Annotated in this window: 14 protein-coding genes; 8 read left to right on the top strand and 6 right to left on the bottom strand. The window is 45.5% G+C overall.

Going from position 1 to position 15,849, the window contains the following annotated elements; translation table 11 throughout:
* Positions 1–7: 7 nt before the first annotated feature.
* Positions 8–3,082, bottom strand: a complete 3,075-nt coding sequence (locus EXU57_RS00770) for a SusC/RagA family TonB-linked outer membrane protein (protein ID WP_133266258.1) — start codon at positions 3,080–3,082, stop codon at positions 8–10.
* 479 nt (positions 3,083–3,561) lie between these two features.
* Between EXU57_RS00770 and EXU57_RS00765 the strand changes: the two genes are divergently transcribed.
* From EXU57_RS00765 to EXU57_RS00750, 4 genes are all read left to right on the top strand, one after another.
* Complete coding sequence (locus EXU57_RS00765) at positions 3,562–4,326, top strand: DeoR/GlpR family DNA-binding transcription regulator (RefSeq protein WP_133266257.1); 765 nt, start codon at positions 3,562–3,564, stop codon at positions 4,324–4,326.
* A gap of 164 nt (positions 4,327–4,490) precedes the next feature.
* Entirely contained in the window at positions 4,491–5,501 is a 1,011-nt protein-coding gene (locus tag EXU57_RS00760; protein WP_133266256.1) for an aldo/keto reductase, read from the top strand.
* 154 nt (positions 5,502–5,655) lie between these two features.
* Entirely contained in the window at positions 5,656–6,576 is a 921-nt protein-coding gene (locus tag EXU57_RS00755) for a helix-turn-helix domain-containing protein (RefSeq protein ID WP_133266255.1), read from the top strand.
* Positions 6,577–6,887: 311 nt separating this feature from the next.
* Positions 6,888–7,211, top strand: a complete 324-nt coding sequence (locus EXU57_RS00750) for a putative quinol monooxygenase (protein ID WP_133266254.1) — start codon at positions 6,888–6,890, stop codon at positions 7,209–7,211.
* Positions 7,212–7,633: 422 nt separating this feature from the next.
* Here EXU57_RS00750 and fabF read toward each other — a convergent pair whose 3' ends face one another.
* From fabF to EXU57_RS00735, 4 genes are all read right to left on the bottom strand, one after another.
* The gene (fabF, locus tag EXU57_RS00745) at positions 7,634–8,884 is read right to left on the bottom strand and encodes a beta-ketoacyl-ACP synthase II (RefSeq protein ID WP_133266253.1); all 1,251 of its coding nucleotides are present in this window, start codon (positions 8,882–8,884) and stop codon (positions 7,634–7,636) included.
* A gap of 146 nt (positions 8,885–9,030) precedes the next feature.
* Entirely contained in the window at positions 9,031–10,281 is a 1,251-nt protein-coding gene (locus tag EXU57_RS00740; protein WP_133266252.1) for an MFS transporter, read from the bottom strand.
* Between the two features lie 75 nt (positions 10,282–10,356).
* Complete coding sequence (locus tag EXU57_RS24925) at positions 10,357–10,530, bottom strand: hypothetical protein (RefSeq protein WP_165957986.1); 174 nt, start codon at positions 10,528–10,530, stop codon at positions 10,357–10,359.
* Between the two features lie 80 nt (positions 10,531–10,610).
* Positions 10,611–11,204: a TetR/AcrR family transcriptional regulator gene (locus tag EXU57_RS00735; protein WP_133266251.1), complete on the bottom strand. Its 594-nt coding sequence runs from the start codon at positions 11,202–11,204 to the stop codon at positions 10,611–10,613.
* Positions 11,205–11,617: 413 nt separating this feature from the next.
* On the opposite strand from EXU57_RS00735, the gene EXU57_RS00730 reads away from it, so the two are divergent.
* The 4 genes from EXU57_RS00730 to EXU57_RS00715 all read left to right on the top strand — a co-directional run bounded on the left by EXU57_RS00730 (position 11,618) and on the right by EXU57_RS00715 (position 14,114).
* Positions 11,618–12,070, top strand: a complete 453-nt coding sequence (locus EXU57_RS00730) for a nucleoside deaminase (RefSeq protein WP_133266250.1) — start codon at positions 11,618–11,620, stop codon at positions 12,068–12,070.
* Between the two features lie 208 nt (positions 12,071–12,278).
* Positions 12,279–12,731, top strand: a complete 453-nt coding sequence (locus EXU57_RS00725; protein ID WP_133266249.1) for a GNAT family N-acetyltransferase — start codon at positions 12,279–12,281, stop codon at positions 12,729–12,731.
* A 131-nt stretch (positions 12,732–12,862) separates the two neighbouring features.
* Positions 12,863–13,609, top strand: a complete 747-nt coding sequence (locus EXU57_RS00720; protein ID WP_133266248.1) for a trypsin-like serine protease — start codon at positions 12,863–12,865, stop codon at positions 13,607–13,609.
* Between the two features lie 40 nt (positions 13,610–13,649).
* Positions 13,650–14,114 carry a hypothetical protein gene (locus EXU57_RS00715; RefSeq protein ID WP_133266247.1) on the top strand — a complete coding sequence of 155 codons (465 nt, stop codon included), beginning with the start codon at positions 13,650–13,652 and terminating at the stop codon, positions 14,112–14,114.
* A 128-nt stretch (positions 14,115–14,242) separates the two neighbouring features.
* Here the strand turns inward: EXU57_RS00715 and EXU57_RS00710 are convergent, their stop codons facing one another.
* A complete protein-coding gene (locus EXU57_RS00710; RefSeq protein WP_133266246.1) occupies positions 14,243–15,835 on the bottom strand; it encodes a RagB/SusD family nutrient uptake outer membrane protein in 1,593 nt (530 codons plus the stop codon).
* Positions 15,836–15,849 lie beyond the last annotated feature (14 nt).

Genomic DNA, 15,849 nt, shown 5'->3' with positions numbered 1-15,849 from the left:
GGTTCATTTAAAAGTTAACATCCACACCGAAAGTATACACCTTAACCTGCGGGTAAACGTTGCCGGTACCTACGGGAGTTTCCACATCGTATCCACGCCAGAAATTATCCCAGGTAAACAGGTTGCGTGCATTGACGTATATTCTGAGGTTCCTTATTCCACCTCGCTGGGTAAGGCGCCCGGGGATGGTATAGCCAAGCTGCAGGTTTTTCACGCGCAGGTAAGCCGCATCTTTCATCCAGAAACTCGAATTTTTTTCATTATTGGATTCACCGAATGCAAGCCTCGGAAAGGCGGCACCAGGGTTTTGCGGACTCCAGTAATCCTTATGTTGTTCGTGAACAGTTCCACCGTTAAAGAACGGCATAATGCTTTGCTCGTACAGGTAGCCGTTGGCCTTGCCTACACCCTGTAAGAACAAGCTGATGTTAAGACCCTTGTAAGAGGCATTCATGGTTGAGCTGTAAGTGTACCGCGGTATGGTGCTGCCGATGATGATATTGTCAGCGTCGTTGATGATGCCATCACCGTTCTGGTCCTTGTAAATGATATCACCTGCCTTTACACTGCCGAATTGTTTTGCATGTTTAGCCACCTCATCGTCTGATTGGAAGATGCCTAAAGCCTCGAAACCGTAGAGTGAATTGATCGGGTAACCTTCATTACTGACTGTTATCCCTGTCCGGTTTACCCCTTTAAGGTCCACAACTTTATTTTGAACATCCGAGATGTTGAAGTTTACATCGTAACGGAAATCTTTTGTTCCGCCGGCATAGGCAACCCCTAACTCCCACCCCTTATTTTGAACCACCCCGGCATTCTGGTATGGTTTAGCTAAGCCAAGCGTGAGCGGGATATCAAGGTCGTAAAGGATATCGCTGGTGCGTTTGGTATAATAATCAGCTGTAATACTGAAGTTGCCAAATAACCTTGCGTCGAGACCGATGTTCGTCATTTCAGTGGTCTCCCAGGAGATTTCCGGGTTGGCCATGGTATTTAACGCGGCCGTATTTACGATCTGGCCGCCCATTGCATATGCACCTAATACGATGGATGAAGTAAACGGATAGGTACCGATCAACTGATTGCCCAGTTGCCCCCATGATGCACGTAATTTAAAATCGTTGATTACCGGTTTCATTGATACAAAAAAAGCTTCCTCCGAAACCCGCCACCCTGCAGACACAGATGGGAAAAAACCATATTGTTTGCCGCGGGCAAAACGGGATGATCCATCGTAACGGCTATTTAGCTCGAGCAGGTAACGTTCTTTGTAATCATAGTTTATCCTGCCAAAAACAGATTGCAGTGCCCATTCTGAAGCAGTGCCCGTATTTACCTGGGTGCTTGATGAACCTGTGTTCAGCACAGGGTAATCCGGCAATACAAACCCGTCGCGGGAAGCTGAGAAGTTTTCGTTTTTGTAATCCTCCCGTGAAACACCGCCCAGCACTTTCAGGTGATGATCGCCAAAGTTGCCGGTGTAGGTAAGTGTTGTTCTCAGGTTATTGTACAAACTCTTGCTGTTCGATTGATCCAACGAGGTAATTGCCGGAGACGTGAACGCAACTGAGCCATCGGCTTTGTAAGTTGTTACCGCACGTGCAAAGTTTTTATCGTTCGACTCGTTGTAGCGTGGAGCAACCGTGAACTCCGCAAGCAGGGATTTTGTTGGCCGGTAATTTAATGTTGCATTTAGCAACAAGTTCGGACTGGTATTTTTTTGTAAGCCCCCATTTGACCTGCTGTATGCAATCGGATTATTGCCGTTAGAACCTTCACCCCAGTTTCCGTTCGCAAAAATGCCCGGAACATTGGAGCCGATGCGGTTCATTTGGTTAAAGACCGAAGCTGAGCCACGGCCAGACTCCGTAGTAATTGAATGGGACAACTGGATGTCGAAACGGACATTTACCTTATCTGAAAAGATCATGTCGGCATTGTTGCGCAGGGTGTATCGTTTGAAGCCCGAAGTTGGGTACAGCCCCTTTTGATCGAGGTAGCCAAGTGATGTGATGAACTTAATTTTCTCACTTCCGCCATTCAGGCTAAGAAAGTGGTTCTGCATAAAGCCGGAACCTGATAATACTTCTTTCTGCCAGTCGGTATCCGGGTATAGGTCGCGGTTGGAAGCACCCTCCGTAATATATTTTTGGATAAGGTCATTACTGTACAGCGGCGCCCGTCCCGAGTTAACATAGGCAACATTGATCAACTGCATATGATCAAGTGCGTTTACGATTTCGGGGAGGTTAGTGGGACTTTGCCAGCCGAGGTAGTTGTTGTAAGCTACAGACAGCCGGTTGCCTTTTGCCCGTTTAGTGGTAACCAGGATAACACCGTTTGCTGCTCTCGAGCCATAGATAGAGGCCGAAGCAGCGTCTTTCAAAACGGAGACCGATTCAACAAGATTTGGATCTACGCTGTTAATGGCGCCTTCGATCCCGTCGATCAATACAAGTGGATTGGCGTCGTTCAGGGTTCCAATACCGCGGATGCGAATGGTTCCACCATCGCCACCGGGTCTGCCGGACCCTTGCGTAACCGTGATGCCGGGAGCAAGTCCCTGCAATCCTGCAGAGAGTTGTGCAACCGGCCGTGATGCAAGGTCTTTGGAAGAAATCGAAGACACCGAACCGGTAAGGTTTACTTTCTTCTGGGTTCCAAAACCTACCACAACAACGCTGTTTAAAGCTACGGCATCCGGTTGGAGCACGATCTTAAGATTTTGCTGGTTGTTAACGGGGATCTCCTGGGTGGCATAACCAACAGAACTGACCAGGAGCACCGGACGGCTACCGGATACTGCTATTGAAAAGTCACCCATTGGGCCCGTGGCCGTTCCTACATTGGTTCCTTTCAGGGTGATGCTCACATCTGCGAGGGGAGCACCTTTTTCGTCTGTTACCTGGCCTTTTACAGTTGTTGTGCCGGGAGCGTTGTCCTGTGCACCGGCCATAGTGGGAGTTAGCAACAATAACACGAAAATAAAAGCGGGAATCAATGAAGCAGCAAACGCCAACCGGGGTGGTAATTTCAGTACACGTACATGGGGTAAGCGACTGGCTTTTAAGGGGGTCATACAAGCAATGTTATGGAGTGAAAAAATACCCGGATGATCACGGGAACAACCTCATGTTTAAACAAAGTGAAGATTTTAAAAGATTATAAATACCTGGATTAATAGGTATATAGTATTTACAAAGTTGTAAAAATGCTTCTTACCCGAATATTATCTAAAGGTTATGTCTGCAAATTGGTAAGTACATGCTGGCAGGTGAAGTTTATCTTCAATCCGTGTCAGCGTATTTTACCGGCCTGTCTGTATTGCGTAGCCCTGCTTCTGCTAAGTCCTGTTACTTACGGTTGCTTGTTTATATGCAACAGATACGGATACAAGAATAATGATAATTTTCAGATATGAAAAAGAAACTTAAACATTTTTAAATAGAAAGTAAAGATTATTAAATGTCAGTTTAAAGTTTAGTCCTTGCAACTTCAACTTACCGGCGAATAGACTTATTTTGTTTTTGAAATAAATTATAAACGGAACCTTCACCCATGAATATCACAGAGCGGCATCAATCCATCTTACAGCTTTTACAAGAAAAAGGGCGTGTCGACATACAGGAACTCAGTGAGCGTTTGCAGGTAACCGGGGTCACTATCCGGAAAGACCTTAAACTTCTGGAAGAACGAAATCTGTTGTTTCGAACAAAGGGAGGTTCATCAATCGATAACCCTTATGCCCTTGAAAAGCCCATCAATGAAAAAGAGTTTATTAATGTAGACCAGAAGAAGAAGATCGCCAGGGCCGCTGTACCGCTTACGACTAAAACGGATTCGATCATTATTGGCTCGGGCACTACCGTTTACGAGCTGTCCCGTTGTTTGTACCCCTCCAAACATACGGTGGTTATTACACCTGCATTAAAGGTTGCACTGGAACTACATAACCGGCCCTTTGTTGAAGTGCTGCAACTCGCCGGACTTATCCATCAAAGCTCAGCATCAGCCGCTGGTTCGTTTGCTGAAATGATCCTCGACCATATTTCCTGTGATGTATTGTTTTTGGGTGCGGACGGGATTGATCCCGAGTTTGGTATCTCTATCACTAACCTGAATGAGTCGAGTCTGAATAAAAAGATGATCAACATAGCACAGCAGGTTGTGATCATGGCGGATAGTTCGAAGTTTGGCCGTCGGGGACTGGGCCGTATCTGTAACCTCGACATGGTGCAGGTAATTATTACCGATAGTGGAGTGGCTGATGAAACTATAAAACTGCTGGAAGAAAAAGGCATAAAGGTGATTATTGCTGACTAGCGTTGTTAAGCGCTACTGCTAAGCGTACATCCATCGTGCAAGATCCATTAGCTTCAGCTGGTACCATACATTACTGTTTCCTTGTTTTGGATACGGGTTAACCTGATCCGGCTACTTTTTGGTCTCTGATGGTATCCACCTTTGCATTACAAAATCATTGTAATATGAACAAGATGAAAACAACACCTTTAGGAACCCAGGGGCTTATCGTACCCGTGCAGGGACTTGGGTGCATGGGCATGACCACTATTGCCGGAAATGATATTTACGGCCGGGCCGACGAAAAGGAGTCCATCGCCACTATACATCGCTCACTTGACCTTGGCGGCAACTTCCTGGATACCGCTGACCTTTATGGACCGGTATTAAACGAGCAATTGGTGGCACGGGCAATTAAAGGCAATCGTGACCGGTATATTATTGCTACAAAATTCGGTTTCGAAATCGACGATAATGATGCGCTTACCTGGAAGATAAACGGTGAACCTGCTTATGTAAAGAAAGCTGCTGAACGCAGTTTGAAAAACCTGGGTACCGACGTCATTGACTTATACTACCTGCACAGGGTTGACCCGAACACACCCATCGAAGACACCGTTGGCGCAATGGCTGAGTTGGTTTCGGAAGGTAAGGTCCGTTATATCGGCCTTTCTGAAGCGTCAGCAGAAACCATCAGGAAGGCGCATGGGGTTCATCCTATTTCGGCGGTACAAACCGAATACTCCTTGTTTGAAAGAGCCGTTGAAGAAAACGGGGTATTGGAAACACTTGAAGCGTTTGGGATTGGTTTCGTAGCCTACTCGCCACTCGGAAGGGGCTTTATCTCCGGTGACATTAAAAGCCCGGATGATTTTGAACCGAATGATTTCAGGCGTAGTATTCCCCGCTTCCAGGGTGAGCACTTTTACCAGAACATACAGCTTGTTGAGGCAATCACCAGGTTAGCCCAGGCAAAAGGTGTAACGGCATCTCAACTTGCACTTGCCTGGGTGCTTTCCAAAGGGAGTGTAGCCATACCGGGAACCAAACGCCTAAAGTACATAGAGGAAAACATAGCTGCCACAGAAATCACCCTGAGCAGTGAGGAGATCCTTGAACTCGAAAGCATTGTGCCGCCTGGTATGTCAACCGGGGCGCGGTACGATGAAGCGGGTATGTCGATGATTAACAGGTAAACTAACAAGGACAGATTGCATTAACAATCCTGTTCACGTATTAGGGGGAAAGGGGAAGGGTTAACTTCCCCGTTGCCCCTCCCTTTCTTTCTAAACAGCATCAAATACAGGTTCGATGTACCTGGTAACGAATATCAATGCCTAAATGATCTATATGAAAAAGCCATCCGGTGGTCCACGTTTAATCGAATCCATTTCAGAGGTGCATAGAATTTTATCGCTTCCAAAACCTGAGCATTCGTTGATTAGCCTTGTCAGGCACAGCGAAGTGGTGAACCTGGACAAAGAGGATTGGAACAAACTGGTTTTTAATTTTTATAATATTTCGATGAAGAAAAGCTTCAAGGGTAAAATGCGCTATGGTAAAAATTATTATGATTTTGATGAAGGTACCATGAGCTTCGTTTCGCCCGGACAAGTGATCTCCGTTGACAACGACGACTCGCGGGATTGCGCCGGGTGGTCGCTGTTCTTTCATCCGGACTTTATCCTCAACTACCCGCTGGGCAAAAATATCAGGAACTACGGCTTCTTTTCTTACGAAGTAAACGAAGCGCTGCACCTCTCAGATAAGGAAGAGCAGACCATTGAACAGATTACGACGAACATCCGGCAGGAATACCATTCTTCAATCGATCAATTTAGCCAGGACGTGATGGTTTCACAACTGGAACTGTTGCTCAACTATTGTAACCGTTATTACAACCGGCAATTTATCACCCGCAAAACGGCGACAAGTGACCTGCTGGTACAACTGGAGGACATACTGGCGAAATACTTCAATGGCGAACAGGTAGGGCAGTCAGGGTTACCAACCGTGCAATACCTATCAGAACAATTGCACCTGTCGCCCAACTACCTCAGCGATATGTTGCGAACCTTAACGGGATTAAATACCCAACAGCACATCCACAGAAAACTGATTGAAAAGGCCAAAGAAGCCTTAACGACAACTACGCTTTCCGTTAGCGAGATAGCTTACCAACTTGGTTTTGAATTCCCGCAATCGTTCAATAAATTATTCAAGAGCAAAACAAACCTCTCCCCTCTTGAATTCAGGAGCTCTTTTAATTAAGGTTTAAGCACCGGTTTGAGCCCTAAAAAGTCCGTTTGCCTGTTGCAAAGTATGGCTCAGGACGGTTGCACTGCACCAGTGACCCTTCATCAAAAAGTCTGGGGTATGACGTGATTATGATCAACCCCATTGTACATTCCTTCCGGTAAAAAGCTTACGGTTTTAACAGACTTAATTATTATAGCAGTTTTGAAATACCTGTTTGACAACTTATCTTGAAGCGGGTAAAGCTTTGTGTTCACATTGGTAAAAAAGATACTCAGGCCGATTGAATCTTTAAGTCACAGCTTTGCATCTCAAAATATTTCATCATGACGATAGAATACATCCGTTATAAAGTTGGTGTTGACCAAAGGGAAAACTTTGTGCAGGCGTACCGGAGTGCTTCCGCACAGCTCGATGACTCCGAGTATTGCACGGCATACGAGTTGTCAGAGTGTGAAGAAGAACCGGGTCAGTATATGTTGCGCATCGAGTGGACCTCCACCCAGGATCACCTGGAAGGTTTTCGGAAAAGCCCTGGCTTTCGTACTTTTTATGGTCACATCAAGGCCTTTTTCAGCAACATACAGGAAATGCGGCATTACCAGGTAACGGAAGTTGTGAGCAGGAAAAAAGTCAAAAGTCAAAATTAAAAAGTAAAAACAACGAGGCCGTGAGAAATGACAAATTAAAAATGTAAAATGTAAAAAAAACTTTTGCACGCAAAACACTCCAACGTCGTGAAAATTAAAAATTAAAAATGTAAAATGTAAAAAAAATTCTTGCTGGCAAAACATTCTAACTGCAATTAAAAATGTAAAATGTAAAAGAAAACTTTTGCGCGCTAACTAATTCATTCCATCAAACTCAGAACAGTCAACCAGTCAACCAATCAACTTCTCAACCAGTCAACCAATCAACTTATCAACCAGTCAACCAATCAACTTCTCAACCAGTCAACCAATCAACTTATCAACCAGTCAACCAATCAACTTATCAACCAATCAACTTATCAACAAGTCAACCTATCAACCAGTCAACTAATCAACCAATCAACTATCCCATCCGCAAATCCCTAATCCGAATACCGTTTGAACACAGAGCTTGCCGTATGACCGCCAAAGCCAAAAGTATTGTTCAATACGTAGTTTACCTCCTGGCTGATCGTCTTGCCGATGATGATGTTTAATCCTGCAGGAACCGCCGCATCAATGTTTTCCGTGTTGATGGTAGCAGGTACCTGGTTGTATTTAATTGCCAGCAAGCTGATCACACTTTCAATGGCACCTGCCGCGCCAAGCAAGTGACCCGTCATCGACTTTGTACCACTGATCGCAACCGGCAGATCGTTAAACAACCGCTTAATCCCAACCAACTCACTTATATCGCCGAGGCCGGTTGAAGTAGCGTGGGCGTTAATATAGTCGATCTTGTCGGGGGTTACACCAGCGTCTTTCAATGCATTCACCATTCCCAGGTATGCCCCATAGCCATCTGCAGGAGTTCCGGTGAGATGATAGGCGTCTGCGGCCATACCTCCACCCACCATTTCTCCGTAAATCGGCGCACCTCTTTCCAGGGCGTGTTCCAGCTCTTCCAACACCAGCGCGCCGGCACCTTCAGCCATCACAAATCCATCCCGATCTTTGTCAAACGGACGGGATGCTTTTGCGGGTTCATCGTTACGCTTCGACAAGGCTTGTGCCGCACTGAAACCCCCGACCGAAGATGGGGTGATGGCCGCTTCCGAGCCACCTGCAATCATGGTCACTGCCTTTCCCAGCCGTATCGTATCAAATGCATTTATTATGGCTGTATTCGACGAGGCACAAGCGGACACCGTGCAGTAGTTTGGTCCATGTAGCCCATGCCGGATCGATATCACACCTGCAGCAATGTCGACAATCATTTTAGGAATAAAGTAGGGATTGAACCTTGGAGTTCCATCACCGGCGTGGAACTCCCGGAGTTGTTCTTCAAAAGTACCAATACCGCCGTTTCCTGAAGCCCAGATTACCCCGGTTGCATCACGTTCCTGCTCACTGGCCTGCTTAAAGTCAAGTCCTGCATCTTTCATTGCAATGTCGGATGCCGCAATAGCATATTGGGTAAACAGATCGTATTTTTTTACTTCCTTTTTGTCGAAGTATTGTAGCGGATCAAAGTCCCTTACTTCACACGCAAACCTCGTTTTAAACTTCGCGGGGTCAAATTTCGTAAGACCGGCGGCCCCACTTTTACCGGCAACAATATTAGACCAGAATTCTGCTATTGTATTACCTAAAGGCGATATCACACCTAAACCCGTGACCACGACTCTTTTCATTACGTTAGTTGTTTAATCGAACAATACTACACCATGTGCTGCACACTTGTGCAAATCAGTAATGCCCGCTTGTGAATAAGTTAGTTTATATCAGCTAACGGGAGCTGGAAGCAACCCGATCCCAGGCGCATTACGCCCCTGGTTTATCAAATCACTGCCGGCTTTGAATCACCAGGTAAAAACGACGCCTGGCGGTTGTTAACCAATGTATCGGTTCTTTTTACTTTATTAAAAAGCAAGAAAAATACGGCGATCAGCAAGTTCAGCACCAGGTATCCAAAACCCAATAACGCCATGCTTTTTATATTTAAAGCGTTGATCACCCCATAACTGAATATGGAAGTAATAATGTACATCGATCCCCCGGTGATCCCACTGGCAATCCCCGCATTGGTTGAAAATCTGCCGAGGCAATAAGAGAAGAAGTTGTTGAACAAAAATCCCGACAACAGGTGTATGACTAACACCATTGTCATCAGAAAAAAGATGTTTTGAAAAAACGACGAACCCGCTATTAAACCAATGGCACATAATAATTGAAGCACAATCCCGATCCTGATCTTACGTGTAAGCGGCTTCCGGATGAAGGTTTTACTTACCATCCCACCAATCATTAGTGCCACTCCTGAAAGCAGGGAGCAATACCCTGTTATCACCGGCGAATAGTTGAAAACATGCTCGATAATAAACGGACCAGTCATTCCATAAACCATCAGCATGGCATAACATAAGCCAATAATAATAAGGCCAAGGCTAAAGTCTGCAGTTTTGATGGTCGTATAATATACCCTTGCAATCCTGTTTAGGTTAAATGGCTGCAAATGTTTGAGGGTCTCACCTCCATAGATTAACTCCAGACAAAGTATCAAGGCGGTCAGGATACCGAGAAAGTAAAAGTTCGACTCCCAGCCAAAAGCAACCTGCAAATAGCCACCCAAAAACGGGGCGATTATAGGTGCGGTGGCCCAGATGATAGAAAACAAACTGGTGAAGTGTTTTAGTTTATCGCCGGAAAAACGATCGACGAAATACGCCCGCTTTCCAACAACGATGATCGCAATCGTGATTCCATGTATCACCCGCATCAGGTATATCAGGTATATATTATCTGTAACCGCTATCGTAAAACTGGCCAGTACAAATACAAGTAAGGCCATAATCCCCAGCCTGTACCTGCCAAAGCTATCCAATAAACTACCCACAAATAGTTGACTTATACCTGAGCTTACCATGAAGATGATGAGCGAAAATTGCACGGCGGTATTGCTCACGCTCAAGTCGGTGGCCATCGACGGCAGCGACGGCAGGTAGATGTCGGTTGCAAAACCAGATAAAGGAATAAGGGCAAACGACAAAATCGTGCTTATTGCCTGGTGCTCTTGTTTTAGGTATTTCATCGTTACACTTTGGGGTGGGAACCAATGGTTGCGGGTTTGTTGCCTATAGGTGCAAATAGGATTCCAACGTTGCCGCTAATTACTGAAGGCTTGCAGTTCCTTGCTGCTGTTGGTCATCAAAGAAAGCGCATCTGCCGGTGAAGCAGGAAACAGGCGGTACATTACCTCAGTTTGTTCCACCCTTATTTCAAATCCATTCGTTCTCAGTTCTTCCGTCGTTATTACTACGGTCTTGCCTGTTGTGTTCATTTCGATGTTTTTAGAAATTCCTGATGACTAAAGGAATACAGTCAGGATTATACCGACCGGTATAAAACCGGAGTAAAAAATTAAGGTTTAAGTTCGTTGTTGATGATGCTTTCGACACGGCTGATGCAGGTGTTTAACATCGAGATATCACCGGTAACCTTCGCAAGCATGATCCCGCCTTCGATGATGGCAATAAACTCAGTGGCAAACAGCGCAGCATTTACGACCGGGTTAATTTCACCGGCAGCAATGCCTTTTTTAATAATACTTTCGATGGATTTCTTCCAGTCCTTCAGGCTTTTTGCGGCCTTTGCTTTCAAAGCAGGATGTGTATCGTCGGCGTCAATAGCGGTGTTGAAAATCGGGCAACCACCCATAGTAAGGGTTTGCTTCATCTGTGAGCGGTAAAAATTTGCCATCAGCAGTAATTTGTCTGTTGCCGTTGCTGACTCTGCAACCACTGAGTTCAGACCCCTGTTTAGTATGCCTACATTATAATCGTATACCGCCAGTGCGATCTCATCCTTATTCGCAAAGTTGCCATAGATGCTCCCTTTTGTCAAGCCTGTGGCAGCAGTAATGTCGCTGAGTGATGTTCCTGCATAACCTTTCATGTTAAACACAGGTGCGGTTTTCTCAACAATATATTGTTTTGTTTTTTCTGCTTTTGTCATCAGGAAAAATAATGATAACACAAATATATACCGACCGGTATAATTACATTATTTTTTTCTCATAAAAAATTTCCAACAAGATCAGGGCGCCCGGGCGGGCTATCCGCAGTACTCCGCAGCCGCTTTCTTAACGCCGCAGCTTCGCTTTCCGCTAGGCTAAAGCGGCTTTACGGGGTACTTGCTCCTATCCCTGGCGCGGCAAGGATGCAGAAGTACTTAGCAGTTCCAATCATGCGAGGATTGGATTTCGGATTAGCATTGCTGAAGGTACCCTGGCCAAGGTTTAGGAAATAAAGTGGATTAAACAGCAAGCGGTTTGAAAAAGATTCAGAACCCATTTAATTATCGGGCGATCTTTCCTAGTATTGCCATGTTCTTTACATTTTACAACAAGACGACTTATTGTTATCAGGATGGCAAACGAACCTACACCGGATCACTTCAGCTATATGCGTCAGTGCATCGTGCTCGCCGGGAGAGCGAAAGCGCGGGGTGATAGTCCCGTGGGCTCGCTGGTGATATGCAGAGGAAAGGTAATTGGTGAAGGAATTGAAGGCGCTAAAACTTTTAACGACATCACCTTTCACGCAGAGATCGAGGCTATTCGCCAGGCAACAAAGCTGTTAAAGTCAATGGATTTATCGGCTTGTATGCTTGTTACTACGCATGAACCTTGCATTATGTGCTCGTATGTAATCCGGCATCATCGGCTGCACACGGTTTATTTCGGACTTTCATCCGGCGAAATCGGAGGGTATAGCTCGAAGCATACAATATTAACAGATGATCAAATAGGAATATGGCACAAGCCTCCGCAGGTCATCGGGGGTATCTTATCAGATGAAGTCCGGGAGCTGCATGTATGATTTAGGTTCATCAATATGGATGACATTCGTTGCCGCTCTATACCGTCCTTTAGGAGAACACTCTGGAAATAGCTCTGGTAAGAATATAATGCACATACGATATAACAGAGAGATTTATGACGTTTTGAGGTCTCCGGGATGTTGAGAAATCTATCACCTCCGGATCGCCATTAAGATGAAGACGACACCGTTAAAGCATAATTTAAACATGTTCCAGCTTAAAAGAACCGACTCAACGGATCCGGATTTTATTGCATTGATTAAACGGCTTGATGCGGAACTCGCAGAACGCGACGGCAGCGACCACGCATTTTACGCTACGTTTAACAAAGTAGACCAGATCAAACATGTAGTTGTTGCTTATGAAGGCGGGCTGCCCATTGGTTGCGGAGCCATGAAAGCATTCAGCGGAGAGGCCATGGAAGTTAAACGCATGTATACCCTACCCCATCTCCGCGGCAAAGGAGTTGCAAAACTTGTACTCACTGCATTAGAGCAATGGGCGAAAGTATTACAGTATCAACGGTGCGTATTAGAAACCGGGAAGAGGCGACCCGAAGCCATCAGGCTTTACGAAAAAAGCGGATATACCATCATAGATAACTACGGACAGTACGCAGGAATGGAGAATAGTGTGTGTTTTCAAAAGCAAATCACCTAGCCTGATCCGCAAATTTTATAACGCTTGCCAGTGGTTAAGCGGTACCTTAATCGTGCCTGGCGCTTCTTTACTTCTAAAAACATCCGCCATCATTTACACCAAAACAGGGCCTTGGTGGTCAAAATACGATTATGAAAATAACAATGTTTCTTGCCTTTCTAGCTTTCACCTCTGCTGCCTGCACCAGCCAGGAAAAGGTGTCTACAAAAACCTTCGATGATATAGCCCTTGTCAACGGGATCGAGTTCGTAAACAAAAAGTTTAACCAACCGAGATTTAGCTGTGGGTTCCTGCTGAAACATAATAACGACACCTTTGCTGTAACGGCAAAACACCTGTTGAAAATCATCAAAACAGATGAGATGAAAACATTGTCAATATCAAACCAGGTTGAAAAATGGCAGCTTTATCCTTTAACTAAACCAAGCGAAGTAGTGGTCACCGACAAATTGCTGAATGCTAATCCCGGGGAACTACTAGAGGAAAAATCAACTTACAACGAAGACTGGTTGGTATTCTCGTTAAAAGAAAATCGGTCGAACACAAAGCCGCTGCAGTTTAGATCAACCCCTTTGCTGCCTGGTGAAAAACTTTATGTCGTTGGCTGGACGCGTAAAATGGAAAGCGGGGAACAACGGGTTTACGAATTTGAATACCATAAAACAGTTGGTAACCGCATCTTGTTGAAAGAGATCCTGGTTCCGGAACAGTTTGGCGGGTTGAGTGGTGCACCCGTAGTTGATGGAGCCGGATATGTAGTTGCACTCGTTTCAAATTCCACGGCTGACCCTGAAACCAACAAGAAATACTTCTCGCCATGCACATTAACATCATTGGTAGGTCTCCTCGATAAAATGGCCCCTGTCTCCCAACTGTAAGCATTGGCATTTATCAATCCTTAATACCCTAGCTACAGGCATGTCAAAACGATCCGCTAGAATTTTTCAGGCCGGACTGGTTGTCGGAACCCTGGATATAACTGCTGCTTTACTTTATTACTTCGTGAAAACGGGCAACAATCCCGTGTTGATCCTTAAGTACATCGCAAGCGCCCTGTTCGGTAAGGCGGCTTATTCATCAGGAAACAAGATGATCGTAGCAGGACTTGCACTTCATTTTATTATTGCTTTCGCTTTTACACTACTGTTCTTTCTGATCTACCAGGCATTCAATTTGCTAAGAAGGTCCATCCTGCTGACCGGTATAATCTATGGCCTGTTTATCTGGGTGGTGATGAACCTAATCGTTGTGCCATTATCAAAGATACCAGCGCAGCCATTTAATCTTGAGAATAGGATCGCCAACATGATTATGCTTAACGTCTGTATTGGATTACCGCTTTCTTATATGGCCGCCAATTACTATCATACTGCACGCACCTAAAACGGGGAGCGTTATCAACTCCACAGGTACTTTACCAAAGCACAAGAATAGGGTGCATCAGTGATCAAAAAAAGGCTGCCCCGTTGCCGGAACAGCCTTGATTATCGAAGACTTTTTTAATGACTAACTTAATAACCAGGGTTCTGCGTAATGCGCAAACTGGTATTGGTATCTATTTCGCGTTGTGGTATCGGGAGTAACAATCGTTCTCTTGTAACCTGGTTCTGAAGCTCTGGCAAGGTTAGTCTTGGTAAGGGATACTCTACGTAGTGCACAGGATATTCTCTTGCAAAGTGTTCCTTCATCGTTCCTTCAGCCGTAACCGTGGTCATGGTGGTATTAAAGCGTAGAAGGTCAAACCAACGTTGGTTCTCGAATGCAAACTCAATTCTTCTTTCCGCGGAAAGTGTATCCTCAAATAACTTTACCGATGTAATACCGGCATTATTAATCGGTGTTGCGCCTGCACGGGTTCTCACGGTATTGATGAGGTCGATACTAGCCTGGGAATTACCCTGGGCTTCTGCAAGCATTAAGAGCACATCGGCATACCTGAGAACGGGCCAATCACTTTCTGAGTCGTTCGACGTCATCGACTGCGGATTACTGGTCGGGTTCGGGTTTGGAAAGTATTTCCTGGTATAGGATTTCGTTGAGGCACCACTCACCAGCCGCGCCACGTCGATATTCTTGCGTGCATCATTTGTACGTATGCTCGAGTCTAAGTCGGCAGTCGGGTAATTCAGGCCCTGCCCATCTCCTGGTACGATTGTCGCGAGCGTATTCAGCGGACCAAAGCGGTTTGCAAAAGGCGCACCTAATCCGAGCCCACCCGCCTTGTACCGAATGGTAAAAATGATTTCTGAATTAACTTCATTGCCGGCGGAAAAGATGTTTGCATAAGCGCTTCCCGCAGAACCCGGTGCTGTTACCAACGCATGACCGCTGTTTGTTCTGACATCATTTAGCAGGGTGATTGCGTCTGCCTTCTTATTCAATGTTAGGTAGACTTTTGCAAGAAGGGTTTTTGCAGCCCAGCCGGTAACTTTCCCCAACTCAGTTGCGGGCAGCTGGTTGTACCGCAGTGTATTCATTGATTCCGTAGCCGTTTTTAAATCCGCCTGCACCAGCTTGTAAATATCTTCAGCGCTGGCCCGGTTCATCGTTTTGGCAACATCAGCCGTAATGGTCGTGTGAACCAAAAACACCCCTCCAAAAAGACGTACCAGGTTAAAGTAATGATGTGCCCTGATGAATAAAGCTTCGCCCGCCAGTTGCTTACGATCGGCATCAGAAACGGGAACGTCAATCGTTTGAAAGCTGGTTACCCCAGTTGCAGGATCGTAAGAAACACCAAGCTTTTGGAGTATGATGTTTACGTTGCGGATGTTGTTGTAGGAAGCCAGCCAGTAATCGTATACCCTGGGGTGTAATGAGTTCAGGTAGAACATATCAAGTTCGTTCAACTCGCGGTTGGAAGCACTGCTGCTACCGGGAACCCCCTGCTTGGCATTATCTGAACGGAGCTCTGTCATCATCCACTCTGTTTCAAGTGGGGCACGTAAACCATTGTAACAGCCCGTTAAACCCGCTCGTATTTCGGTAACGTTCGAATAGAAAGTTCCGGTGTTCAGGTTTGATTGTGGATATAGGTCGATCGTTTTTTTACAACCCGCAAAAAGCATCGCTGCAAGAACAGGAATATATAAGATCCTTTTCATGATAAGTTTTTGTA

The organism is Segetibacter sp. 3557_3, assembly GCF_004354985.1.
Lineage (GTDB): Bacteria > Bacteroidota > Bacteroidia > Chitinophagales > Chitinophagaceae > Segetibacter.
The sequence above is the reverse complement of the archived record's forward strand: the minus strand, read 5'-3'. Positions and strand labels throughout refer to the sequence as shown.

Coding starts and splice junctions, on each gene's coding strand:
- EXU57_RS00770 (WP_133266258.1), bottom strand. CDS start 3,082: ATGACCCCCTTAAAAGCCAGTCGCTTACCCCATGTACGTGTACTGAAA.
- EXU57_RS00765 (WP_133266257.1), top strand. CDS start 3,562: ATGAATATCACAGAGCGGCATCAATCCATCTTACAGCTTTTACAAGAA.
- EXU57_RS00760 (WP_133266256.1), top strand. CDS start 4,491: ATGAACAAGATGAAAACAACACCTTTAGGAACCCAGGGGCTTATCGTA.
- EXU57_RS00755 (WP_133266255.1), top strand. CDS start 5,656: ATGAAAAAGCCATCCGGTGGTCCACGTTTAATCGAATCCATTTCAGAG.
- EXU57_RS00750 (WP_133266254.1), top strand. CDS start 6,888: ATGACGATAGAATACATCCGTTATAAAGTTGGTGTTGACCAAAGGGAA.
- fabF (WP_133266253.1), bottom strand. CDS start 8,884: ATGAAAAGAGTCGTGGTCACGGGTTTAGGTGTGATATCGCCTTTAGGT.
- EXU57_RS00740 (WP_133266252.1), bottom strand. CDS start 10,281: ATGAAATACCTAAAACAAGAGCACCAGGCAATAAGCACGATTTTGTCG.
- EXU57_RS24925 (WP_165957986.1), bottom strand. CDS start 10,530: ATGAACACAACAGGCAAGACCGTAGTAATAACGACGGAAGAACTGAGA.
- EXU57_RS00735 (WP_133266251.1), bottom strand. CDS start 11,204: ATGACAAAAGCAGAAAAAACAAAACAATATATTGTTGAGAAAACCGCA.
- EXU57_RS00730 (WP_133266250.1), top strand. CDS start 11,618: ATGGCAAACGAACCTACACCGGATCACTTCAGCTATATGCGTCAGTGC.
- EXU57_RS00725 (WP_133266249.1), top strand. CDS start 12,279: ATGTTCCAGCTTAAAAGAACCGACTCAACGGATCCGGATTTTATTGCA.
- EXU57_RS00720 (WP_133266248.1), top strand. CDS start 12,863: ATGAAAATAACAATGTTTCTTGCCTTTCTAGCTTTCACCTCTGCTGCC.
- EXU57_RS00715 (WP_133266247.1), top strand. CDS start 13,650: ATGTCAAAACGATCCGCTAGAATTTTTCAGGCCGGACTGGTTGTCGGA.
- EXU57_RS00710 (WP_133266246.1), bottom strand. CDS start 15,835: ATGAAAAGGATCTTATATATTCCTGTTCTTGCAGCGATGCTTTTTGCG.